Source organism: Rhizobium sp. ZX09, assembly GCF_017357485.1.
GTDB lineage: Bacteria > Pseudomonadota > Alphaproteobacteria > Rhizobiales > Rhizobiaceae > Agrobacterium > Agrobacterium pusense.
The window spans coordinates 1,212,283-1,234,964 of the sequence record NZ_CP031364.1 but is presented as its reverse complement, the minus strand read 5'-3'; the positions used below and the strand labels follow the sequence as shown (position 1 = coordinate 1,234,964).

Below are 22,682 nucleotides of genomic sequence, written 5' to 3'. Positions count from 1 at the left end.
GCCGGAAGAACGTCTCCCAGACGCCGATGACCCCCGTAATAGTCATGCCGCCTATGACCAGCCAGTGCAAAACTTGAACCGCCGCTTCCATCCTTATGCCTCCTGTGCGGAAGCAATGCGCTTCGCCAGTCGAGATAGTGTCGAGCGCGAGCACCCTGTGGCGCTGACGATATTGTTCCAGCTTTGGCCAGACTTGAGCATAGCAATGATTGCCTCGTTCCGCTTGGCGTCCTCTGGGCGGCCCCGATAAACTCCATCGGACTTGGCCTTATCGATGCCCTGTCGCTGCCTCCTGCGGCGATCCTCGTAGTCCTTACGTGCTATAGCGGCCAGCATGTCGAGCATCATGCCGTTGATTGCATCCAGCATTCGGCTTGTGAAGTCGTCTCCCGAGTTCGCCAACTGGTAGGAGGTGGGAAGATCAAGGGCGACAACCCGAACGCGCTTAGCGGTGATTTCAGCTTTGAGCTTCGACCAATCCTCAGCGTTGAGGCGGCTAAGGCGGTCAACTTGTTCGACCAGTAGGATGTCGCCGGGATGGCAGTCGGAAAGCAGCCTAAACAGCTCAGGGCGAGCCAAGGAAGCGCCGCTCTCATTCTCGACGTACCAAGACGCCACTTTCAGACTGAGTTCGTCAGCAAACCTCTGGAGGTCGTTTCTGGCTCGGCTCGCATCTTGCTCTTTTGTGCTGGCGCGAAGGTAGGCTCTGGTAAGCATCTGGAACCCCTTGGTTCGTTTTATGTGGTTCGCTTATCATCGGTTCCATTTGGGTTGTCAATAGGTATTTATCGAACCGGTATTTTCGTGGTTCTCTTGATGCACACCCAAATGGACGCCAGCCACATATGGAATTCAACTTGAAAGCGTATTACGCTAAATGCGCAACAAAGGGGGGGCGTGGTGGATTTTCTTTCTATCATTTTGGCGGCGATCGGTTGGGAGAAGGACCGAAGCAGCAAAGTCAGTGAACGCCGGATTGAAGCCTACCGTCTGAACGCGGAAGTGGCTGCGGAGGCCGCACAATGCGTAAATATGTTGAGCCTCGCCACACCTGACCTACTTCGCCGGGTAGAGGCACAGTTTCCGGGGCAACCCGCGATTTACCAAAGTGTCCATGACACGCTAACAACGATGCGTTCTCAAGCGGAGCAAATCTATCTGATGGCGGAGGGCTATAAGCCAACGATCGAACGCACCAGCACATGGACCGACTGGGAGAAAGCGCTCAGCAAACTTCATGAATGGCGGGCCACGGCCTCTATGTTACGCCCGCAGACAGCAAGCATAATCGATAGATACGAGACCCTGCTAGCCAGCGCGGGGAGCCCTCCTCCGGCCGTTGCCGCTCCCGTCAAAGATAGGGGATGGAACGCCCCGCCACTATAATAGCCGCCTAAGCCTTAACTAGATAAGCTCACTCAATAACCTAGAAGCCGCGAATATCGTCATGCCAAGCCGACCAAGAAGTCATGTCATTGAAGACCGTGCCCAAGCGAAGTTCATGCTTGCTATCCAGCCGAGATGGATCCTCCGTCCAAAGGACAAGGACTATGGAGTTGATTGGGAAGCGGAGCGGTTAGGTGAAAATGACAGCGGTACAGGCGATGTTTTCTATGTTCAGTCCAAGGCGACAGATGTGGAAAAAAGTGCCCAATCGGTTCAGATCAAAACCGACCGGCTGCGCTATCTCACATCTTTTGAAGTACCGGCGATCATCGTACGATACTGCGTTCCGACGGATACCACATATTGGATGTGGGCTAATGAAGCTCTAGCTCAAAGCAAACCCGGCGCAGAAACGGTCAACGTAAAATTTGGGGAGCGGCATTTATGGGATGACGACACGCTTAGTGAGATCGAACGAACAATCCCCATCCTCCGGGTCATCAAACGACGTGATCCGAAAACCGCTTTTTCGCTCGCCCTACCAGCCGAGGTGCCCGCGAAGGTATCTATCAGCTTTGGCAGGATTTTTAGCCGTCTTTCTACCTCGTTCCACTTCATAGATCAGCGCCAGCAGAGCGGCGTTCCTATCCGGCTGGCTTTTGCTGGAACAGAAATAATGCTGAGCATCGAACGCGTTGCTTCTGTCAAAGCAGAAGTCAACCAAGATGACTTTGATGCTTTATCCAGCACCATCTATTATCTACTGGCAGCGCTGCTGGAGGAGCTAGATCAGATATCTCAATCAGCCGCTGTGGCGAGTTTTTGCCTTAATGAAAGACGCGCGACCCATAGAGACGATCTAGCCGCGAAAGCGGCTATGGCACTCCTGCAAAATGGTCGCGCGAATGAGGCGACCGATCTTGCAATTCTGAATGAGCTTCATGCCAGCCAAGGCTTCGGTCACGCTATGTTCAGGTTAGTCCTAGCATCCCCTATCATTCCGCAGGATCGCACGGCCGAAGCGGCAGATAGATTTTACAACGCAGCAATTTCGGCATGTCAGGTGCAGGGCGAAGGCGTGGGTGCGCTTCGTTACTCCTATGCGAACTACTTGGCCTCAAAAGGCAGATTTTCTGACGCTGTGAAGGCCTTTAATGCCACCAGAAAAGACGAACCAGGCTATTGGACACGCTCCTATTATCTTAAGGAGTTGGGCGGAATTCTTTTCCGAAGTGCCAGATACAGGGCATCTGCAAAGGCATACAAATGCGCATTCGCATCTGACCCGACCGAGCGCACCCGTTTTTGTCTCGCTGACGCAGAACTATACGCCGGAAACCTTCGCGCTAGCGTAGAAGCATTTCAGCCGCTGGCAGAGTTGGGATCGTCAGTGGGAGCAGAAGTTCGTCTTAAGTTGGCGCTTATCGCATGGGCAGAAAGCCGTGGCTTGCAGACCGTGAACGATTGGAGCGGGTTGCATTCCATCCGCGAAGCTGCCCTCCCGGGAAGTGACGTCATGAATGCCTTCGGCGCTCAACTGGCGATAACTTTTATTCTCGAAGATGACATCGAGTGCTGGGCTGACGCAATATTTTTAGCAGCAGCATCAACTAACCTCGGCCTGATCGAAGATGTCATGCTGGTTGCAGCAAAGCGCACCCACTTTGAGGCTTACTCAAGGTTCAAAGAGCGGCGTCAGGATTTCTTGAACTACGATGAGTTTATCGCAACTGAACTGGATCGTATCGCACTTGCGTACAATGAGCAGATCGCTCATGAGCATTGGTAAACTCCGAGGATAATACGAGATGCACTCGTTCACACTCGACACGAACTGCTTGATCGACATGGCAGAAGACCGGCCAGCAGCCGTGCATATCCGGGCGCTGCTCGCCGCAAGAGCAAAGGGAGAGGCTGACCTAGCATTGGTGGCGTCCAGCGCCTCAGAGCGACAGCAAGGCGGTACATTCCTAGCCAGCATCGCAATCTTTGAAGAACGCCGGAACGCACTCGGCTTCGAGGGCTTGCCCCTACTGCCGTCCATCGGCAGATGGGACGTATCATTCTTCGACCACTCAGTTTGGGGATCAGAAGAAGGATCGGCTCGGGAGGCCGCGATCTACAGCCTACTATTCCCCACATCGCCAGTCGAATGGGCCGAGTATGCGACTGCGAAGGGTGCCGACGTGAACGACCTGACTTCACCGGCAGGGATGCGGTGGCGCAATCAGATGCTCGATGCTCAAGCCCTGTGGGCGCACGATCATGCGGGCCGCGACGTTTTCGTGACGAGCGATCAGCGCCTCAAGGTACTGAACGGCCACCCGGACTTCCCCGCGATGACCGTTCGAACGCCAGAGGAAGCGGTCGCCTTGCTGCAATAGGCGCGAAGGCCACCGGGGGGGTCATGGCTCCGCACTTGTCGAGGTCGATGCCTCGCAAATTTCTGTCAGTTTTAAGCGGCCTCAACCGCCTCAGCCGCTTCGACAACCTCAGTCTTTTCCTTTAGCTCGGGCAGGTTCACAGAGGTAACGCAAACCCGCATCTGCTGCCACGCAGGGCCGTCAGAATAGGTTTTAAGGGTTATCGACTTGCGGCCTTCTTCATGGCCCACAACAGAGGATATTGTGCTTTCCGCTACGCCAGCCCGCTCCGCCTCGGTAATGAACCAGCGACGGAAAGAGTGAAAGTTGACCAGACTGCGCCGCTGACCCGGATGTTTGTCGTCAACGCCAAGCTTCAAACGGTATTGTCGGAACCGCTTTCCGAAGATGTCCCCGGCATCGCGTTTATCAGCTAGTTCATCGAACAGCCAATCTTGTGGCCCTTTCCCCTTGGAACGGCGCTTGACGATCTCAAGGAGTTCCGGGTGCATTGGGACGCGTCGTTCCGCAGCGCCGGTCTTACCCTGCCGTATGTCGAAATATCCGTTCTCGTTCTCGTCAATCGGGCATTCTTCGACCCATAGAGTGACTATCTCACTCTCTCTCATTCCAGATAGGGCAGAGATGCGCATCGCGTCGCTAAGTTGGGCTTCAAATGCCTTACTCGTACCGGCAGGATAGGGCGAGTAAATGAGCGTTTTGATCTCGTCCTTCGTGAAGGCCCGTTCCTTTTTCTTACCGTTGCGCTCAACCCTTCGGCCCCGTTCCGGGAGCTTTTGGCGGTCCCATGGGTTATCACCAGCGACGTGCCCTCGGATAATCAGGTAGTCCCAATAGACCTTAACGCTGCTCAAGTGTTTTCGTGCTGTGCGCACGTCGAGGGGTGCGATTGCCTCGGAATAGTAAGCGCCCGCCCTCGCACGAGTTATCTCGTGAAGCGGCCAGCCCTTTAGCTTGGCCCAATTGGCGAACCGCTTGATAAGATTACGGCGCTCTTTGGTTGTCTTCTCCGCGAGCTTCGCTTCGCTAAGGAAAGTCTCCATATGATGATCAACGTCTACGCGACCTTGGACGAGGTCTAGGAAACGGTCACGTCCTGCCCTCCCATGGGTACGCTCTATTTCCTCGGCTTCTCGCTCGACGAACTCTCGGGGGGTATCAACATCCTCGTCTTCGATGTCTTCCGGGCGACGATGATAGATTTTGGCGGTCCAGGCCCAAGGATCGGCAGCGGCTTCCGCGATCTCCTTCGTCCACACGTCGGCCTTTTCTCGGATCACGTCGATCACTGGAGCCAACGACCTACCAGACTTGGCGTCTCGGAACAGCTTGTCCGTCTCCCGGCGCAATTCGTCTCGTCGGGCCATTGCAGCGCGAATGTCGCCGGTCTCCAGATTGACCAAATAGGCACTCTTGCCGTCAAACTGAGAACGGACCGCCGCCGGGATGTCGCGCTTGAACCAGTATTTCAGACCGCGCAAACTGAGGTAGCGCATCGAACTTTTTGCCATTTCAGACCAATCACTCAGACCAACTTTAGTCCGCGATTATCACGCCTTATCAATGGCTTCAAGGGGTTAGACGCCAGTCGTGGGGGACCCGCTTAGCTCCACCAAATTTCCCAAGACAAAATTCATCACGTCAGTAAAATCTGGATCGTGCGACCTTCAGTCCCACCTCACGCGGCCATCTATCGTAATAACGCCCGCACATCCTGTCCGTTGATACGGCATTCCAGAGAACGGAGCGCGCCGCTCTCCTCCACCACGCGACATTCGATATGTCTGCCGCGCAAACGGTTCTCCAGCGCTTTGAAGGCATCGAGGCCGCAGGCATAACGGCGGCCGTCCGGGGTGGTGCAAACACGGTTTCTCTCCACCTCCTCCACGCCTGCGAGGCGGAACTCCTCGTTTTTGAAGGTGAAGCGGCTGCTGGAGATAACGCGAAGGCGCTGGTCGGCATGCATCTTCAGCGGGAAGGGATCCGGTGGGGTCGGAACGCGCTCGTATTCCTGCCGGATGGGGTCAACCCGTACGGGCGAGGTGGTCCACAGCTGTTCGGTGTTGGGCGCAAGTCCTGCCGGGGCGGAGGCAGTCTCGCCATTGACGAGCGAGGCAATACGCATGCCGGCTATGGCGACGCCTATGACCAGGGCGATCTGAAACAGCAAAATTGCGACCTGCCGGACCATGTCACCGCAACATCAAAAACAATGAACAAAATAAAATCGGTCTGACGTCCCCTTGCGAGAGGCCACGGCCGCCCATCACATCAATAGAAGCTTGCCTGCGCTGATATCCCTGACCGTGCCCATGGCCATAATCGGAAGCCGATCGCTGTCGAGGATCACCCGTCCTGTTGTCCGCAGCCAGCGAAAACCACCAGAGGTGAGCTGGATACGATATTCCTGATCGTAAAACACGCCGTTCGTCAGCGAATTATAGACCGCTTCAGCCACACGCGCCCGGGAGCCGCTTTCGATTTGTGCAATAAAATCCTCTACCGGGATACCGCGGGCGGCCTTTTCCGGACGAACCTCCCGCAGGCGCGCGGCCACGGCATCCAGATAAACCAGATTTTGCCCGATATTCCAGGTGTAGTAACCCACAAGTGTCTCTTCGAGAGATATGTTCTTCAACATCGGCCTTCAACAGTCTGAGATGCTTGTGGCGGGTCTCTACCATAATGGACGATAAACGGCTAACCACAAGAATTCATTCTTTTGTCTGATATAGTATCTTTTTGGCCGGTCGCTTATCGACAGGCCATTTCGGCCGCCATGTTGGCGAAGCGATCTTCCTGTGCCAAAGAAGGTTGACCTTGCCGCCACAGATCACAGGAGCCGCCGTGACTATCGGGCTTGCCCATGCCGAACTCATTGCCGTCGTCACCGCCATTACCGGAGATGAACCGCGCGTGATGACCGTTCGGGCGGGGGCGGCGCTTCCTTCGGGACCCTTCGAATTCGGTCACAGGACGCTTCAAAGCGGCTTGCGGGAATGGATTCACGAGCAGACGCATCATCCCGTCGGTTATCTCGAGCAGCTTTACACCTTCGCCGACCGCGACCGAAACAACGATATTCCGGGCGGCAGAACCATCTCCATCGGCTATCTGGGACTTGTCCGCGAACAGGAGGCGATGGACGGCAAACGTCCTTTCTGGCACGGGTGGTACGATTACTTCCCGTGGGAAGACCATCGCCAAGGACGCCCCGCGGTTCTCGCCAGCATCATCGAGAAGCTGCGGGCATGGGCGGATTCCGACCCATCTTGTAAAAGCCAGCGCCACTTGCGGGCCGATTTTACCTTCGGCCTCGACGGCGGCGGCTGGAACGAGGAACTCACCCTTCAGCGTTATGAGCTGCTGTATGAGGCGGGGCTGGTTGAGGAAGCGCAGGCCGAACCCCGGATCAATTTCGGAAGGCCGATGTTCGCCGATCACCGCCGCATCCTCGCCACCGGAATTGCCCGGTTGAGGGCCAAAATCAAATACCGGCCGGTGGTATTCGAACTGATGGCCGACACCTTCACGCTGCTGCAATTGCAGCGCGCCGTCGAGGCGTTGGCCGGGCTGACGCTGCACAAGCAGAATTTTCGCCGGCTGATCGAACAGCAGCAACTGGTGGAAGAAACCGGCGACATGGCTACGGAAACCGGCGGACGACCGGCAAAGCTTTTCCGCTTCCGCCAGACCGTCCTCGATGAACGCGCCCTTTCCGGAACGAAACTGCCGCTCTCCCGCAATTGACATATGCTCATAATGAGAATATCTCTTCGTTCTAGATATACTCAAAACGAGCATAAATGAGAGAGCACCGTGAACGAGCAGATTTCCGCCGCAAGCCTTTACGACCGAGTCGCCCGCGTCATTCCCAAGGCCGAATGGATTAGTTTCCAGGACGATGTGGAGGCGATCCTTGAGTTGAAGCGCAAGCGTAATGCCGTCATCCTCGCCCATAATTACCAGACACCTGAAATATTCCACGGTGTCGCCGATATCGTCGGCGACAGCCTTGCCCTTGCCCGCAAGGCGATGGAGGTGGAGGCGGATGTCATCGTTCTCGCCGGCGTGCATTTCATGGCCGAGACGGCGAAGCTGCTCAATCCGGGAAAAACCGTGCTCATTCCGGATATGGCTGCCGGCTGTTCGCTTGCCGATTCCATCACGCCGGAGGATATCGCCCTCCTGCGAAAGGCCTATCCCGGCGTGCCTGTTGTGACCTATGTGAACACGTCCGCCGCAGTGAAGGCGGCGTCCGATATCTGCTGCACGTCGGGTAATGCCCGCCAGGTGGTGGAATCTCTCGGCGTGCCGCGCGTCTTGATGCTGCCGGATGAATATCTGGCGAAGAACGTGGCCAAGGAAACCAATGTCGAACTGATCGCCTGGCGCGGCCATTGCGAAGTGCACGAGCTTTTCACCACCGATGACATCAGGGAGCTGCGGGAAAGCCATCCCGGCGTGATCGTACTGGCGCATCCCGAATGTCCGCCTGAGGTTGTCGAGGTCGCGGATTTTTCCGGCTCTACCGCCGTCATGTCCGACTATGTCGGTCGTGAGCGCCCCGCCCGCGTGGTGCTTCTGACGGAGTGCTCGATGAGCGACAATGTCGCCGTGCATCACCCGGACGTCGAATTTATCCGCCCGTGTAATCTCTGCCCGCACATGAAACGCATCACGCTCGGAAATATCCGCACAGCCCTTGAGGAAAACCGCCACGAAGTGACTGTCGATCCGGCCATCGCCGCCGCCGCCCGTCGCGCGGTGGAAAGGATGCTGGAAGTATGAGCGAGCGCTTGCCGCAGCAGGACTGGACGGCCATCGTCGGCAGCGGCATTGCCGGCCTGATGGCGGCGCTGACACTTGCGCCGCAGCCCGTGCTCCTTCTGACACGTGGTGCGCTTGGCGGCGAAACGTCGAGCGCCTGGGCGCAGGGCGGCATTGCCGCAAGCCTCGGTCCCGATGACAGCGTCGCGCTGCATCTTGCCGATACGCTCGCCGCTGGAGACGGTCTCTGCGATGCGGAAATGGCCGCCGATATCGTTTCCGCCGCCCCTGCTGTCATCGAGGCGCTGGAGCAGGCCGGGGTGCGCTTCGACCGGGACGCCGATGGCAGGCCCATCTTCGGGCTGGAGGCCGCCCACAGCCGAAGGCGCATCCTGCACGCCGAGGGCGACGGTTCGGGCGCGGCCATCGTCAGGGCTCTCGCCGCCGCCGTTCTGCGCACACCGTCGATCACGGTTCTTGAAGGCACCGAAGTGCGCCGGCTGCTGATACAGGACGGCGCGATTGCTGGCCTCGCCTGCGCCGGACCGAAAGGCGGCTTCGTTCTGCCGGCAACGCGGGTGGTTCTCGCCACTGGCGGCCTCGGTGGCCTCTACGAGGCCACGACCAATCCTTCCGGCAATTTCGGACAGGGCATCATGCTGGCCGCCCGCGCCGGCGCAATTCTTGCCGACATGGAATTCGTACAGTTCCATCCGACGGCGCTTTCTTCAGCGCGGCGGCCGCTGGCGCTGGTCAGCGAGGCGGTGCGGGGCGAAGGCGCACTTCTCCTCAACGAAAGCGGTGAAAGGTTCATGGCCCCTGTTCCCGGCGCGGAACTCGCCTCCCGCGACGTCGTCGCACGCGCGATAGATCGTGAAATCCTGCGCGGCGGCAGGGTGTTTCTTGACGCCCGCAAGGCCCTTGGCTCCGGCTTTTCCGCCCGGTTTCCTGCAATCGACCTGCTCTGCCGGGAGGCTGGAATAGATCCGGCCCGTGAACTGGTGCCCGTGCGCCCTGCCGTGCACTATCATATGGGCGGCATTGCCACGGACGGCAGAGGGCGAAGTTCGGTGCCGGGCCTGTGGGTCGCCGGCGAGGCCGCCTGCACGGGGCTTCACGGCGCCAACCGGCTGGCCAGCAATTCCCTGCTGGAAGCTGCCGCAATGGGTATGCGTGCGGCGCAGGATATCGCCACCCAGCCCTCGTTCGCACCGCCGAGTACCACCGCTTCTGCAACCCGCACGGTGGACCATCCTGCCGCCGATCCCGCCACCGTCCGCACCATCATATCCCGACATCTCGGTATCGTCAGACATGCGACGGGTCTAACCGAGGCGATCCGGGATTTACTGCCGCTCGTGGAGGGAAAGGGCCCGGCATCCGATCCCGCCCTCGTGGGTCTGGCAATCGCCATTTTTGCCGCCTTGCGGACGGAATCGCGCGGAGCGCATTTCCGCGATGATTTTCCTGGGAAGGATGCGACGGCGACGAGGCGTCGCCTGAGCATGGCAGAGGTGATTGACCTTGCCCATGCCCTTTCCTCGACCAGCCCCTCCTCTTCCAGCTTCGCACGGACCGCCTGACATGACCCTTGCCCCCCTGCCCCGCCTCATCATCGAACCGCTGGTCCGTAACGCCCTTCTGGAAGACCTGGGCCTTGCGGGCGACGTCACTTCTACCGCCGTCATTCCCGCCGATCACCGGTCGGTCGTCGTCATGGCGGCACGCGAAGAGGGTGTCGTCGCCGGGCTTGATGCTGCGGAACTGGCCTTCCAGCTCGTGGACCCCGCCATCACGATAGAGCGGAACGTGCAGGATGGAGCTTCCGTCGCACCGGGCGACACCGTCGCAACGATCAGGGGGCCTTCACGCGGGCTTTTGACGGCAGAGCGTACGGCTTTGAATTTCCTCGGCCACCTGTCGGGCATCGCCTCCGTCACGGCTAAGATCGTCGCGGCCATCGCCGGGACCAATGCTTCGGTCGCCTGCACCCGCAAGACCACACCAGGCCTCCGGGCACTGGAAAAATACGCCGTGCGCGCCGGCGGCGGCATGAACCACCGTTTTGCACTCTATGACGCTGTTCTCATCAAGGACAACCACATCGCCGTGGCGGGCAGCGTGCGTGACGCGATCCGCCGTGCAAAAAAGGGTGTCGGCCATCTCGTCAAGATAGAAGTCGAGGTGGATACGCTTTCGCAGTTGCGCGAGGCGATGGATGAAGGTGTCGATGCGGTTCTTCTCGACAATATGATGCCTGAACAGCTGCGCGAAGCGGTGAAAATTGTCGCCGGTCGTGCCATTACCGAAGCGTCCGGGCGCATCACTCCACAGACGGCTGCGGCCATCGCCGCCACGGGCGTCGACCTCATCTCCATCGGCTGGCTGACCCACAGCGCGCCGGTTCTGGATATCGGACTGGATTTCGAGAGCAAAAATTGAAGCCTGCACGCGGCACGGAACAAATTTTCCGCGCCATCGTTATTATTCCGCCTGGGGTCGATTCAAGGCGGGGGGACGTGCGCACAAAGCGGGTCCATATGCCTTTTGACCTCTCTTAGAAAGGAAAGGCCTGTTATGGAAGACGCACAAGTTGGCTGGATTGCAGCAATCATCATTGGCGGCGTAGCTGGTTGGCTCGCCGAACAGTTCATGAAAAGCAATATGGGTGTTTTCATGAACATTATCCTTGGCATTGTCGGTGCCATCGTCGCCAATTTCCTTCTGGGACTGGTGGGCGTTTCGCTTGGCGGCTGGATTGGCTATCTCATTGCCGGTTTCATCGGCGCCTGCATTCTTATTGCCGTCGGGCGTGCATTTCGCCGCTAAGGGGAGGACAGAATGAGCTTTTTCGACAAGATCAAGAACGCGATTTTCGGCAAGGCGGAAGCCGCCCCACAGACTTCGGCTCCGGCCGGCACGCCGACGGGCACTGCCAGCACAACTGCAGCGGCACCTGCCGCACCGGCTTCACCTGCACCGACAACGGCGGCACCGGCTTCTACCGGCAACGTCGATGTAGCGTCCATCCTGGATGCGGCGGTCAAGAAAAACGGCCAGAAGCTGGACTGGAAGCACTCCATCGTCGACCTTCTCAAGGCCCTCGACCTCGACAGCAGCCTGACCGCCCGAAAGGAACTCGCCAGCGAACTCGGTTACACCGGCGATACCTCGGATTCGGCCACCATGAACATCTGGCTGCACAAGGCCGTCATCAAGAAACTTTCCGAAAACGGCGGCAAGGTTCCGGCCGAACTTCTGGACTGAACCGATAAACGGAGGCCGCCATGGACGACTATTCCAGCTTGAGGGAGCAGATCGGTCGCGATCTCGACACCCTGCAGGGAACGGAGAACCCGAAGTCGATCTTCGAAATCGCCGACGATTACCTTTTGGGAGATCCGGGTCTGAAGCGAACCATCGTCGAAGACATTATCAAGGAAGAAGCGGACAAGCGCGGTATTGCTATCCACTGAAGCAGCGCCCTGGCAGGCACCGGCATTAAAAAAGGGGCGGCATCCGGTTTGGATGCCGCCCCTTTCGTGTCGCGCACATCAAGCCGCTATCTATCCAGCTTGGCTTCGGCCTTTTTCGCGTTTTCTTCCATCAACTCATACCACATCGCATTCATGACGGCGAAGATGGCGGCGAGAGGCAGGCCGAGCAGCCAGGCGAAGTACCACATGTTCGATCTCCTTCTTTCTTGATCAATAAGCATGACCGCTGTCATCGCGGATCGCCTTTTCATCCACCTTGCCCCACAGCACCCGATAGACCCACGAGGTGTAGGCGACGATGATCGGGATGAAGATGAGGGCGACGACCAGCATGATGAACAGCGTCATATGGCTGGAGGACGCGTCCCATACCGTCAGGCTCGATTTCGGATCGACCGAAGACGGAAGGATGAAAGGAAACATCGTGAGCCCCACCGTCGAGATGATGCCGAAGATTGCGAGCGAACTGGCAAGCAGCGCCATCACCTCCCGGCGCAGCGTCAACAACAGCAATGCGACGAGCGGAAAAACAAGGCCGAGGGCCGGCGCCAGCATCATCCATGGATGCTCTGCATAATTGGAGAACCAGACCCCGGTTGCAATCTCCACCGTCTTTGACAAGGGATTGGACGGCCCATCGGTCACGACTTCCGAGGTGAAGCGATAACCATCGATACCAAGCCACAGAAGAACGCCGCCAAGCGCGAAGAGAACGGTGGTGGCAAGTGCGGCGACGAAGCCGAAACTGCGGGCGCGGGCCGCCACCGGACCATCCGTTTTCAGTACCAGCCATGCGGCGCCATGCATGACCAGCATGGCGACGGATACAAGCCCGCAGAGAATGGCGTAGGGGTTCAGAAGTTCAAACAGCGTCGTCCCGTCATAGAAAATCCTGAGATCGTCATCAAGGTGGAAGGGAACACCCTGCAGTACGTTGCCGATCGCCACGCCGAAGATAAGCGAAGGAACGAAGCCGCCGATGAAAAGCGCCCAGTCCCAGCCGGTGCGCCATGCGGTGCTCTCGCGCTTGGACCGATATTTGAAACCGACCGGCCGCAGGATCAGTGCAAACAGGGTGGCGAACATCGCCAGATAGAACCCCGAGAATGACACCGCATAAAGCGGCGGCCAGGCCGCGAAGATCGCTCCGCCACCAAGGATGAGCCAGACCTGATTACCCTCCCAGACCGGGCCGATGGAATTGATGACGACACGCCGCTCCACATCCGTTTTCGCCACGAAGGGCAACAGCGCGCCGGTGCCGAGATCGAAACCGCCGGTCACGGCAAAACCGATCAGCACCACGCCAAGCAGCAGCCACCAGATGATGCGGAGGATTTCGTAGTCGATGAGTTGGTGCAATATCATGATCGTTTACTCCGCAGCGACGAGTTTTTCAGGAACGAGCGGCGCTTCCGGCTGATGGTCCGGATCGGGGCCCTTGCGGATCGCTTTCAACATCAGCCCCATCTCGACGATGAACAGCACCGTGTAGATGGCGATGAAGCACAGGAGCGTGATGAGGACCGTGGACGCACTGAGACTGGAGACGGCGGCTGCGGTCGGCAACACGCCCTCGATGATCCATGGCTGGCGGCCGAACTCGGCCACGACCCAGCCCATTTCCGCCGCGATCCATGGCAGCGGAATGGCGAATACCGCCACCTTCAGCAGCAACGGGTAATGATCCAGCCGGCGGCGGGCCGAAAGATAGAAGAAGGTCGCGGTCAGAAGGATGAAGAACATGCCGAGACCAACCATGATGCGGAACGACCAGAAGAGCGTCGGCACATGCGGGATGGTATCCGCCGCCGCCTTGGCGATCTGCTCTTCGCTCGCCTGACGAGGATCGTCCACGTAGCGTTTCAGCAGCAGGGCGTAACCGAGCTCATGGCCGAGTTCCGCGAAGGTGCCGCGCACCTCTTCCGGCAATTCGGCGCCCTTGCCGGTGGCGCGAATCTGCATCAGGGCATCATAGGCCTTGATGCCGTCGCGGATGCGGGTTTTGGCCTGCTCCACGAGATCGTTGATACCGGGAATTTCCGTATCGAGCGAGCGTGTGCCGATGAGGCCCATGACCCACGGGATCTTCACGGCAAAATGTGTCTCGCGCGATTCCTGATCCGGAAAGCCGATGGCGGTGAACGGGGCCGGCGCAGGCTCCGTCTCCCACATGGCTTCGATGGAGGCGAGCTTCATCTTCTGGTGTTCGGTCGAAAGATAACCACTTTCATCACCCAGCACGACGACGGACAGCGCGGACGCCAGGCCGAATGAGGCAGCAACCGTCATCGAGCGTTTGGCAAGATCGACATGGCGGCCTTTCAGCACATACCAGGCGGAAACGCCGAGCACGAAGATGGATGCCGTGACATAACCGGCGGAAACCGTGTGAACGAACTTCGCCTGCGCCACCGGGTTGAACAGGACTTCAAAGAAGTCAGTTACTTCCATGCGCATGGTCTGGGGATTGAAGGCGGAGCCCGTGGGGTTCTGCATCCAGCCATTGGCGATCAATATCCAAAGCGCTGAGAAATTGGAGCCGAGCGCCACGCACCATGTCGCGACGAGATGGCCGAGCTTCGACAGTTTATCCCAGCCGAAAAAGAACAGACCGACGAAGGTGGCTTCCAGGAAGAAGGCCATCATGCCCTCGATCGCCAACGGCGCACCGAAGATATCGCCGACATAATGGCTGTAGTAACTCCAGTTCATACCGAACTGGAATTCCATGACGATGCCCGTGGAGACGCCCAGCACGAAATTGATACCGAACAGGGTGCCCCAGAATTTCGTCATCTGCCGCCAGATTGTGCGGCCGGTCATGACATAGACCGTTTCCATGATGGCGATCACCACCGATAGTCCGATCGTCAGGGGAACGAACAGAAAGTGATAGAGAGCCGTCACCGCAAATTGCAGGCGCGACAGCGCCACTATGTCGAGTTCCATGGTCTTATCCACCTTTTCCGGAAGGCCGGCCTTCCATTTGTAAGACGACGCCGGCTCTCAAAAAAATCTCAGTCCGGGCGCAATGTGTTCAGCACTACGCCGTATTCCGGAGTGCCGCTTTGACATTCATCAAATTGACGCCCCTCTTTCAGCACGACGATGCGGTCTGCGAATTCCGCCTCGCGGCGATTATGGGTGATGACCACGACGGTCCTGCCCTCCGCCGAGGCAAACAGGCGGGCAAGCACGTCGCGGGCGGTCTCGCCGTCCAGCCCTTCCGTCACCTCGTCGAGAAGCCAGAGGGGCTTGTCGGTGAGCAGGAAGCGGGCCAGCGCAAGCCGGCGCGACTGGCCGCTGGAAAGCCCCTGTCCCGCTTCGCCAAGCCTCGCCTCCAGTCGACCCGGCATGGCCTTGACGTGTTCGGCAAGGCCCGCCGCCGTGAGGACCTCCCACAACTGGCTCTCGGTCGCGGCAGGATTTGCCAGCCTTAGATTGTCGGCGATGCTGTCGCGGAAGAGCTGGCTTCTCTGTGTCATAGGGCTGGACGGCAGCGCGCTGACCGTGCCTGCCGACGGCTGCAATTCGCCCGCCAGCAGCTGGATGAGGCTTGTCTTGCCCGCGCCGCTTGGACCGACGATCGCAAGCCTTTCTCCGGCGCAGATCTCAAGCTCGATACCCGCCAGCACTACGTTGCCTTCACGTTCGAGGCGCACGCCCTGAAGCTTGGCCGCAATGCCGCCAGCCGGCAGGGGCGGACAGTGCAACGCAGCTGCAGGCGCGAGCCGTGGTGCAATGCGGCGTGCGGAAAAAAGCGTTCGTCCCAGTTCCATCGCCCCACGGCGCAGCGCCGTGAACGGCTCCAGCGCCGCCAGACAGACCAGCAGACCAAGCGCCGCGGCGGGCGCACCGAGCTTTTCCTGCTCCGCCAGCCAGGCCACGCCGAGAAGCGTCGCGCTCAAAAGTACCGCCGTTGCAACGCCGAAGGAAAACCCGGCATTCGTCTCAATGCGGTTCAAAGCTTCATCGCAATCGAGCAGATAATCATCGGCCCGTTTCACCGCCTCGACCTGTGAGGCGAGCCGGCCGGCCACGAGCAGTTCCGCCTGCCCGCCGACAAGATCCGCCGCGCGAGCGCGTAGCGCCTCCAGACCGACCGCCCTTCGGCGCGAGAATTTCTCCGCCCGCACAGCTGCGCGCACCGCAATACCGAGGCCGGAAGCGACAAGAAACAATGCAGCCAGAAGACCGGCAAGCGGATCGATGAAAGCAAGCCAGATGCCGGTTGCGATCGCCGCAAGGGCCGCGACGGCCGCGGGAAGCAGCACACGCAGGTAGAGTGAATCCAGCGCATCGATATCCGCTGTCAGCCGGTTCAAAAGGCGCGCCGGCCTTGCCTGGAGATTTTTCGCCGCCTGCGGCGCTGCAAAACCGCGAAACAGCTTTTCCCGAAGTGCCGCGAGGATGGAAAGCGTGGCCTCGTGGGTCGTCATGCGCTCACCATACCGCGCGGCGGTGCGGGCCAGCGCGAGAAGGCGAATGGCGGCTGAAGGTGCAAAAACGTCGAAAGCATAAGCTGTCGCCGGAAGCAGGCCGGCAATAGCGGTGGCCGTGATAAACCAGCCGGATATGCCAAGCAGACCGATGCCTGCCAGCACTGTGGTCGCCGCCAGAGCCGCACCGGCCAGCAACATGCCGCTCCGTGCCGACCAGAAGAGGGCGATAACGGGTTTCAATATGGCGAAGCGTGACATCATGAGGGATCTCCCGATCTCACCGCCGCCATATCCACGACCCTGTCCATGCGCGCGGCCAGCACCGGATCATGGGTCGCGACGATCAACGTCCTTCCCTTTGCCAGTTGCAGCAGGTTTTCCGTAACGAGTTCGGCCGTCTCGCGGTCGAGATGCGCCGTTGGCTCATCGGCCAGAATGAGCCGTGCGGCGGGGTCGGCGAAGGCACGGGCAATGGCGAGCCGCACCGCTTCACCGCCGGAAATGCCATGGCCGCCATCTCCCACCGGCAGATGCCCGCGGGAAGACGACAATTGATCGAGGCCGGTGCTTTCGAGCGCCATGTCAACCATGCTCCGCGTGATGCCGGCCCGGCCGAAGCGAATGTTCGCCTCCAGCGAGCCGGCTGTGAAAAACGGCTTCTGGCCAATCCAGCCGATGGATTTGCGCAGTATGTCCGCCGTCTCATCGTCGAGTACGGTGCCGCCGATTTTTATCGTGCCGCCCTGGGCCTTGGCGAGCCCGGCAACAAGGGAGAGCACCGTGGATTTGCCGCAACCAGAGGGTCCGAGAAGTGCCACTGTTTCACCCGCCCGGACATTGAAATCGAAATTTCGAAGCACGGGCGATGCACCGGGATAGGCGAAGGTCAGGTCATGCAAATGCACGGTTGCCGGCGTCGCAACTGTCACGTCCGGCGCGTCCTTGCCCGTGCCTGCAATAGCCGACCCACCCTTCGCCAGATTGTCGAGCGCGCCGAGCGCAGCCTCGCCGGCCGCCCGGTCGTGCCAGACGGCGGACAATTCCCGCAGAGGCTCGAAAAATGCCGGCGCGAGAAGCAAGATGAAAAGACCTTCGGCAAGCGTCAGTTTCTGACCCCACGCGCCGAAATCGAGAAAGCCGAGCAGATGGAAACCAATGTAAACGGCCGTCATGGCGACGCCGAGCGCCGCGAAAAGCTCAAGCACTGCCGATGAGAGAAAGGCGATCCTGAGCACCGCCATCGTTCTCTTCTTGAGGTTCTGCGCATCGGCGCTCAGGCGTGTGGCCGTTAGATCGACCGCTTCCAGCGCCCGAATCGTTTCCAGCCCGCGCAGCCGGTCGAGCAGGAAAGCGTTCATATTGCCGGCCTCGGCAAGCTGCTTTTCACTAGCGGCCTTGGCCTGCCAACCGATCAAAGCCATGAACAGCGGAATGGTCGGCATGGCAAGCAAAAGCACCAGCGCCGCGATCCAGCTGAACGGAAGGATGACGAGGGCATATGCCACGGGAACGATCGTTGCCTTCATCCTTGCCGGCTGAAAACGGGAAAGATAAGGCACCAGTGCCTCCGACGTTTCGGCGACGACAGCTGCCACCTCACCGGAAGCCGTTCGCGAGAGGTCGAGCGGGGAGACCCTGGCCAGGGCGTGGAGCGCTTCCAGCCGCCGCTGCGAAAGAGCCGCCCGCGCCATACGGAACGACATGCGCGCTGCGGTTCTTTCCAGAAGGGCCTTGAGGATACCAAGAAGAAAAATGGCGGCAGCCGGCGGCATGAGCTCCATCATTGGCGCACCATCAGCAATTTTTCCGACAGAAAAGGCAAGCAGACCCGCCTGTGGCAACCAGAACAGCGAAACGAGAACATGCAGCAGGGAAGCCGATCTTGCCGCCGCCGGTGCGTGCATTTTTTGCGGGGTGGGCGCTTTATCGGCGCGGGGCTTGCGGCCAGGAATGGAAAAGACCCGCCGCGTACCGAGCGACAGTGCAACCGGCGCGGAACAGCCGTCATCGCGGCTGTCGGCCAAGGGAGGGGTCTGGGCTGACATGGTCATTATCGCCTTAGCCGTCCTTTTTCGCGACGCGGGGCCGACCAAGGGAAACGATCTTGTCCTTGGCCTCCAGAAGCTTGGTGACTTTGGAGCCGAGCGCCAGAAGAGAAGCCAGCCGTTCCGTCTCCAGCCTTTTCACATCGTCATACCAACCCGTCAGCTGCTCGATCAGCGTCTTCATCTCATCGATACGCCTCTGCGCATGACGCTCATCTTCGTTTTCCGGCGTTTCCATCAGGATTTCCCGAAGCACGCTGAGGGTCGGATCGATTTCGCGTTTCTTGCGCTCCTCAGCAAGCGTTCGCAGGATGTGCCAGACATCCTCAGGCGTCGTAAAAAAATCACGCCTGTCTCCGGGGAAGTGCTTGAGGATTGCCAGGTTCCAGGCTTGCAGTTCCTTGAGGCTCATCGACACGTTGGACCGCGAAATGCCGAGCGCCTCCACAATATCGTCCGCGCAGAGCGGCTGCGGCGATATGTAAAGCAGAGCATAGACTTGGCCGACAGTGCGGTTGATGCCCCAGCGGCTGCCCATCTCACCGAAATGCAGCACGAAGGACTGAACGAGCGGGGAGAGATTGGAAGACATTTCTCTTCTTTCTGAATTTTCAGTAATTTCTGAAATTTCGATAACGCAAAAAACGACTGGCGGCAAATCACCTTTTTGACCTGCGTCAAAATGTGCAAATGGGCAGAGACGACGCTGGTATAGACGGTCCTGGGTGCAGTCCGGGCAAAATATGCGGCAGTTGTGTTGGGGGGTGTGACAGGCTGGAGCGTTTGCTGGCGTCCGTCACTTTCCCTCCGTCATTCCGGTCTTGAGCCGGAATCCAGCCAGCCCAAGTCCTTGGGCCGCAAGGACTCTCTCGTCGCGCAGACGCGTGTCGGCTGGATCCGGCTCCAGGCCGGAATGACGTCCCGAAGCAGTCGATGATATCGATAACATCTACGCGAGTCGCCACGACCAAGAATCAGCCCAAAAAAATGGGCGGCGGGATGACCCGCCGCCAATCGAAACGCCGGCGTAGTCGCGCGTAGAAACCTTGCTTACGAAAAAGCGATCTGAACCTTCATGGCGCGGCTGCGGTCGGAAGCGAATTCGAAGGCCGAGATGGCATCGGCGAGATCAACGGTCTGGGTGATGAAAGGTTTGACATCGATCAGGCCCTTTTGCATCAATTCAACGCCGGTTGCGAATTCCTCATGGAAGCGGAAGGAACCGCGCAGATCGAGTTCCTTGGCGGTGATCGCCATCATCGGCAAGCTCATATCGCCGCCAAGGCCAAGCTGGACGATGATGCCGCGCGGGCGAAGCGCCGCGATACCGCCGGCAAGCGCCACGGCGGCGCCTGAGCATTCATAGAGAATATCGAAGGTTCCCTTGTTCGCACCGTAGGCGGCAAGCGCGTCGGGCTCGTCCTTGCTATTGATGACGCGATCCGCACCCGCCTCACGCGCCTTGCCAAGCGTGAAATCGGAAAGATCGGTGGCGACAATCTCAGCTGCACCGGCGCGGCGCGCGGCCAGAATGGAGAGGATACCGATCGGGCCGCAGCCCGTGACAAGTACACGTTTTCCCAGCATATCACCGGCGCGGCGGGTGGCGTGTAGCGTTACCGCCAGCGGTTCCGCCATGGCGGCCTCACCGGCGCTCAGGCCATCGGCCGGCACGCATTGCAGGGCGTCGGCCACCAGGACCTCGCGGAAGGCGCCCTGAATATGCGGGAAAGGCATGGCGCTGCCATAAAACCGCATGTTCAGGCACTGGTTGTGCAGGCCTTCCTGGCAGAAGCGGCAGGTTCGGCACGGCCGGGATGGCGAAACCGCAACCAGACCGCCGGTCTTCAGCCCATCGACGCCTTCGCCCAGTTCCTCAATGACGGCGGAGACCTCATGGCCCAGCACCATCGGTTCACGCAGCCGCACGGCGCCGAAACCGCCATGATTGTAATAGTGCAGATCACTGCCGCAGATTCCGCCCCTGGCCAGACGGAGCCGCACCTCACCCGGTCCCGGCTTTTCCTCCGGCCGGTCTTCGATGCGCACATCCTTTGCCCCGTGGGCGACAATCGCTTTCATGACAACTCCCGTTCAAGCGCGCGCCATTATGGCGCATAAAATTCTTCATCCCATTGCTGCCGCAAGATGCGCCTCGACGCGCCTTGTCAGTTCGCCACCCGCCCGATACGTACTGAAAGCGGGCGCATCAGCCTTGACATCCGCCCTCAAACGGATGAATGTTATCGGTAACATACACTTTCAAGAATGCAATGTCGAGAGACTGGAGGAAACAGTGGGCCTTAATTTGTTCGATCTTTCCGGCCGCCGCGCCCTGATCACGGGTTCGTCCCAGGGCATCGGGTTGGCGCTGGCGCACGGGCTGGCGGAAGCAGGGGCGGAAGTGGTGCTGAACGGGCGCGATGAGGTGAAGCTGAAGGCGGCGGCAGCGGGCATCAAGGGTGCCAGAACGCTTGCCTTCGATGCTACCGATCACGGCGCGGTGCGCGAGGCGATCGACCGTTTCGAAGCGGAGGTCGGCGCCATCGATATCCTCGTCAACAATGCCGGCATGCAACACCGAACGCCGCTGGAGGATTTTCCGGCGGATGCCTTCGAGCGCCTGCTGCAAACCAACGTCGCCTCGGTGTTTCACGCCGGGCAGGCTGCCGCGCGCCACATGATCGGCCGCGGCCGTGGCAAGATCATCAACATTGCCAGCGTGCAGACCGCCCTTGCCCGCCCCGGCATCGCCCCCTACACCGCCACCAAGGGTGCCGTTGGCAACCTGACAAAAGGCATGGCGACGGACTGGGCCAAATATGGACTGCAGTGTAACGCCATTGCGCCCGGTTATTTCGACACCCCGCTCAACGCCGCCCTTGTTGCGGACGAGACCTTTTCGGCATGGCTTGAAAAGCGCACGCCGGCCGGTCGCTGGGGCAAGGTCGAAGAGCTCGTCGGCGCCTGCATTTTCCTGTCGTCCGATGCATCATCCTTCGTGAACGGCCACATTCTCTACGTCGACGGCGGCATTACCGCCTCGCTTTGACACATCAGGCCCCGATGGCCGGCTGCACCGCCATCCGGGCTTGAACGACGACACCACGACGCTTTGGGAGGAGGCCGTGACCACCATGACCGAGAAGAACAAAGTTGCACTGATCGGCGCAGGCGCCATGGGCGGGGCGATCGGGACACGGCTCATAGAGACCGGCAATCAGCTGACGGTTTTCGATCTGGATGCGGAAAAGGTGGCGGCACTGACGAGCCTCGGCGCGCACAGCGCGAGCACAGCGGCGGAAGCAGCGTCGGTTTCCGATGTGGTCATTCTCAGCCTCAATTCGCCCAAAATCGTTCGCATCGCCGTCTTCGGCAAGGATGGCGTCGCGGCGGGTGCGAAGCCCGGCACGCTCATCATCGACATGTCTTCCATCGATCCGGAAGCCACAAAGGAACTGGCAGCCGATGCCGCCGAAAAGGGCCTGCGCTGGGTGGACAGCCCGCTTTCGGGCGGCGCGCCCAAGGCGCTTGTCGGCCAACTGACGCTTATGGCGGGGGGCAGCGAAAAGGATGTGGCCGATGCGCATCGCGTGCTGCGACATGTGGCCAGCAATTACACTCATATGGGACCCTGCGGCGCAGGGCAGACCACAAAACTCATCAACCAGGTCCTGTGCGGTCTGAACTTCCTTGCTGTAGCGGAAGCGACGCAACTGGCGCTGGACGCCGGCGTCGATGCCGCAAAAATTCCGCAGGCACTGAGGGGCGGCCGCGCCGACAGCGTCATCCTGCAGGAGTACATGCCGCGTTACGTGGCCAGGGATTACCGCCGCACCGGCCGGATCGACAATATGGTGAAGGACCTGAACGGCGCGCAGGATCTCGCCAGACGCACCAACACGGCCATGCCGCTGACGGCTGTTTGCGCCGAGGTGCACCGGATGCTCACGGCAGCAGGGCTCGGTGGAGAGGACCAGGCAGCGCTTATGGAGTTTTTCAGCGGCGCAAAGCGAAGCTTTCCGGACTGATTGACCGGCAGACAGGGGATGGCCGGAGCCTGTTGATACAGTCCCTGCGAGCCATTGCGAAATTGTCTTTCAGGGAAGATGATCAGGCGAATCGGCACGGCAGTGGCCCCGATGACAGCAGACG

Annotated in this window: 23 protein-coding genes; 12 read left to right on the top strand and 11 right to left on the bottom strand. The window is 59.6% G+C overall.

Annotated elements, in window-relative coordinates; all coding sequences use genetic code 11:
* Positions 1-93 precede the first annotated feature (93 nt).
* Positions 94-717, bottom strand: coding sequence for a recombinase family protein (locus BTN45_RS20370; RefSeq protein ID WP_207590763.1), 624 nt, complete (start codon positions 715-717; stop codon positions 94-96).
* A 180-nt stretch (positions 718-897) separates the two neighbouring features.
* On the opposite strand from BTN45_RS20370, the gene BTN45_RS20365 reads away from it, so the two are divergent.
* From BTN45_RS20365 to BTN45_RS20355, 3 genes are all read left to right on the top strand, one after another.
* Complete coding sequence (locus tag BTN45_RS20365) at positions 898-1,386, top strand: hypothetical protein (protein ID WP_246751713.1); 489 nt, start codon at positions 898-900, stop codon at positions 1,384-1,386.
* 115 nt (positions 1,387-1,501) lie between these two features.
* A complete protein-coding gene (locus BTN45_RS20360; RefSeq protein ID WP_207590761.1) occupies positions 1,502-3,175 on the top strand; it encodes a DUF4365 domain-containing protein in 1,674 nt (557 codons plus the stop codon).
* Between the two features lie 19 nt (positions 3,176-3,194).
* The gene (locus BTN45_RS20355; protein ID WP_207590760.1) at positions 3,195-3,770 is read left to right on the top strand and encodes a hypothetical protein; all 576 of its coding nucleotides are present in this window, start codon (positions 3,195-3,197) and stop codon (positions 3,768-3,770) included.
* A gap of 71 nt (positions 3,771-3,841) precedes the next feature.
* On the opposite strand, the gene BTN45_RS20350 is transcribed toward BTN45_RS20355, so the two are convergent.
* The 3 genes from BTN45_RS20350 to BTN45_RS20340 all read right to left on the bottom strand — a co-directional run bounded on the left by BTN45_RS20350 (position 3,842) and on the right by BTN45_RS20340 (position 6,411).
* Entirely contained in the window at positions 3,842-5,281 is a 1,440-nt protein-coding gene (locus tag BTN45_RS20350) for a tyrosine-type recombinase/integrase (RefSeq protein ID WP_207590759.1), read from the bottom strand.
* 179 nt (positions 5,282-5,460) lie between these two features.
* Positions 5,461-5,961, bottom strand: a complete 501-nt coding sequence (locus BTN45_RS20345; protein WP_207590753.1) for a thermonuclease family protein — start codon at positions 5,959-5,961, stop codon at positions 5,461-5,463.
* Between the two features lie 75 nt (positions 5,962-6,036).
* Complete coding sequence (locus tag BTN45_RS20340) at positions 6,037-6,411, bottom strand: PAS domain-containing protein (RefSeq protein ID WP_006698082.1); 375 nt, start codon at positions 6,409-6,411, stop codon at positions 6,037-6,039.
* A 206-nt stretch (positions 6,412-6,617) separates the two neighbouring features.
* On the opposite strand from BTN45_RS20340, the gene BTN45_RS20335 reads away from it, so the two are divergent.
* The 7 genes from BTN45_RS20335 to BTN45_RS20305 all read left to right on the top strand — a co-directional run bounded on the left by BTN45_RS20335 (position 6,618) and on the right by BTN45_RS20305 (position 12,016).
* Positions 6,618-7,520 carry a membrane protein gene (locus BTN45_RS20335; RefSeq protein WP_035210713.1) on the top strand — a complete coding sequence of 301 codons (903 nt, stop codon included), beginning with the start codon at positions 6,618-6,620 and terminating at the stop codon, positions 7,518-7,520.
* Between the two features lie 69 nt (positions 7,521-7,589).
* Positions 7,590-8,561 (top strand): quinolinate synthase NadA, encoded by a 972-nt coding sequence (gene nadA, locus BTN45_RS20330; RefSeq protein ID WP_207590751.1) that lies wholly within the window; start codon positions 7,590-7,592, stop codon positions 8,559-8,561.
* Positions 8,558-10,123: an L-aspartate oxidase gene (locus BTN45_RS20325; protein ID WP_207590749.1), complete on the top strand. Its 1,566-nt coding sequence runs from the start codon at positions 8,558-8,560 to the stop codon at positions 10,121-10,123. The genes nadA and BTN45_RS20325 overlap by 4 nt, the downstream gene beginning before the upstream one ends.
* Position 10,124: 1 nt before the next feature.
* Positions 10,125-10,982: a carboxylating nicotinate-nucleotide diphosphorylase gene (gene nadC / locus BTN45_RS20320; RefSeq protein WP_207590747.1), complete on the top strand. Its 858-nt coding sequence runs from the start codon at positions 10,125-10,127 to the stop codon at positions 10,980-10,982.
* A 135-nt stretch (positions 10,983-11,117) separates the two neighbouring features.
* A complete protein-coding gene (locus tag BTN45_RS20315; protein ID WP_004437812.1) occupies positions 11,118-11,369 on the top strand; it encodes a GlsB/YeaQ/YmgE family stress response membrane protein in 252 nt (83 codons plus the stop codon).
* 12 nt (positions 11,370-11,381) lie between these two features.
* Entirely contained in the window at positions 11,382-11,807 is a 426-nt protein-coding gene (locus BTN45_RS20310) for a DUF3597 domain-containing protein (RefSeq protein WP_004437809.1), read from the top strand.
* A 20-nt stretch (positions 11,808-11,827) separates the two neighbouring features.
* Positions 11,828-12,016, top strand: coding sequence for a hypothetical protein (locus BTN45_RS20305; RefSeq protein ID WP_004437805.1), 189 nt, complete (start codon positions 11,828-11,830; stop codon positions 12,014-12,016).
* 86 nt (positions 12,017-12,102) lie between these two features.
* On the opposite strand, the gene cydX is transcribed toward BTN45_RS20305, so the two are convergent.
* The 7 genes from cydX to BTN45_RS20270 all read right to left on the bottom strand — a co-directional run bounded on the left by cydX (position 12,103) and on the right by BTN45_RS20270 (position 20,609).
* Positions 12,103-12,225, bottom strand: a complete 123-nt coding sequence (gene cydX, locus BTN45_RS20300; RefSeq protein WP_006698088.1) for a cytochrome bd-I oxidase subunit CydX — start codon at positions 12,223-12,225, stop codon at positions 12,103-12,105.
* Positions 12,226-12,247: 22 nt separating this feature from the next.
* Entirely contained in the window at positions 12,248-13,405 is a 1,158-nt protein-coding gene (cydB, locus tag BTN45_RS20295) for a cytochrome d ubiquinol oxidase subunit II (protein WP_207590746.1), read from the bottom strand.
* 6 nt (positions 13,406-13,411) lie between these two features.
* Complete coding sequence (locus BTN45_RS20290) at positions 13,412-14,989, bottom strand: cytochrome ubiquinol oxidase subunit I (RefSeq protein ID WP_006698090.1); 1,578 nt, start codon at positions 14,987-14,989, stop codon at positions 13,412-13,414.
* Positions 14,990-15,057: 68 nt separating this feature from the next.
* Positions 15,058-16,743: an amino acid ABC transporter ATP-binding/permease protein gene (locus tag BTN45_RS20285; RefSeq protein ID WP_207590745.1), complete on the bottom strand. Its 1,686-nt coding sequence runs from the start codon at positions 16,741-16,743 to the stop codon at positions 15,058-15,060.
* A complete protein-coding gene (gene cydD, locus BTN45_RS20280; RefSeq protein ID WP_207591688.1) occupies positions 16,740-18,386 on the bottom strand; it encodes a thiol reductant ABC exporter subunit CydD in 1,647 nt (548 codons plus the stop codon). The genes BTN45_RS20285 and cydD overlap by 4 nt, the downstream gene beginning before the upstream one ends.
* Positions 18,387-18,540: 154 nt before the next feature.
* Positions 18,541-19,119, bottom strand: a complete 579-nt coding sequence (locus tag BTN45_RS20275) for a GbsR/MarR family transcriptional regulator (RefSeq protein WP_004437788.1) — start codon at positions 19,117-19,119, stop codon at positions 18,541-18,543.
* Between the two features lie 458 nt (positions 19,120-19,577).
* Positions 19,578-20,609: an L-idonate 5-dehydrogenase gene (locus tag BTN45_RS20270; protein ID WP_060942206.1), complete on the bottom strand. Its 1,032-nt coding sequence runs from the start codon at positions 20,607-20,609 to the stop codon at positions 19,578-19,580.
* A gap of 214 nt (positions 20,610-20,823) precedes the next feature.
* Here BTN45_RS20270 and BTN45_RS20265 point away from each other — a divergent pair, with 214 nt between their 5' ends.
* Both BTN45_RS20265 and BTN45_RS20260 read left to right on the top strand, forming a co-directional pair.
* Positions 20,824-21,579 carry an SDR family oxidoreductase gene (locus tag BTN45_RS20265; RefSeq protein WP_004437782.1) on the top strand — a complete coding sequence of 252 codons (756 nt, stop codon included), beginning with the start codon at positions 20,824-20,826 and terminating at the stop codon, positions 21,577-21,579.
* Between the two features lie 85 nt (positions 21,580-21,664).
* Complete coding sequence (locus BTN45_RS20260; protein ID WP_207591684.1) at positions 21,665-22,558, top strand: NAD(P)-dependent oxidoreductase; 894 nt, start codon at positions 21,665-21,667, stop codon at positions 22,556-22,558.
* The last annotated feature ends 124 nt before the right edge of the window (positions 22,559-22,682 follow it).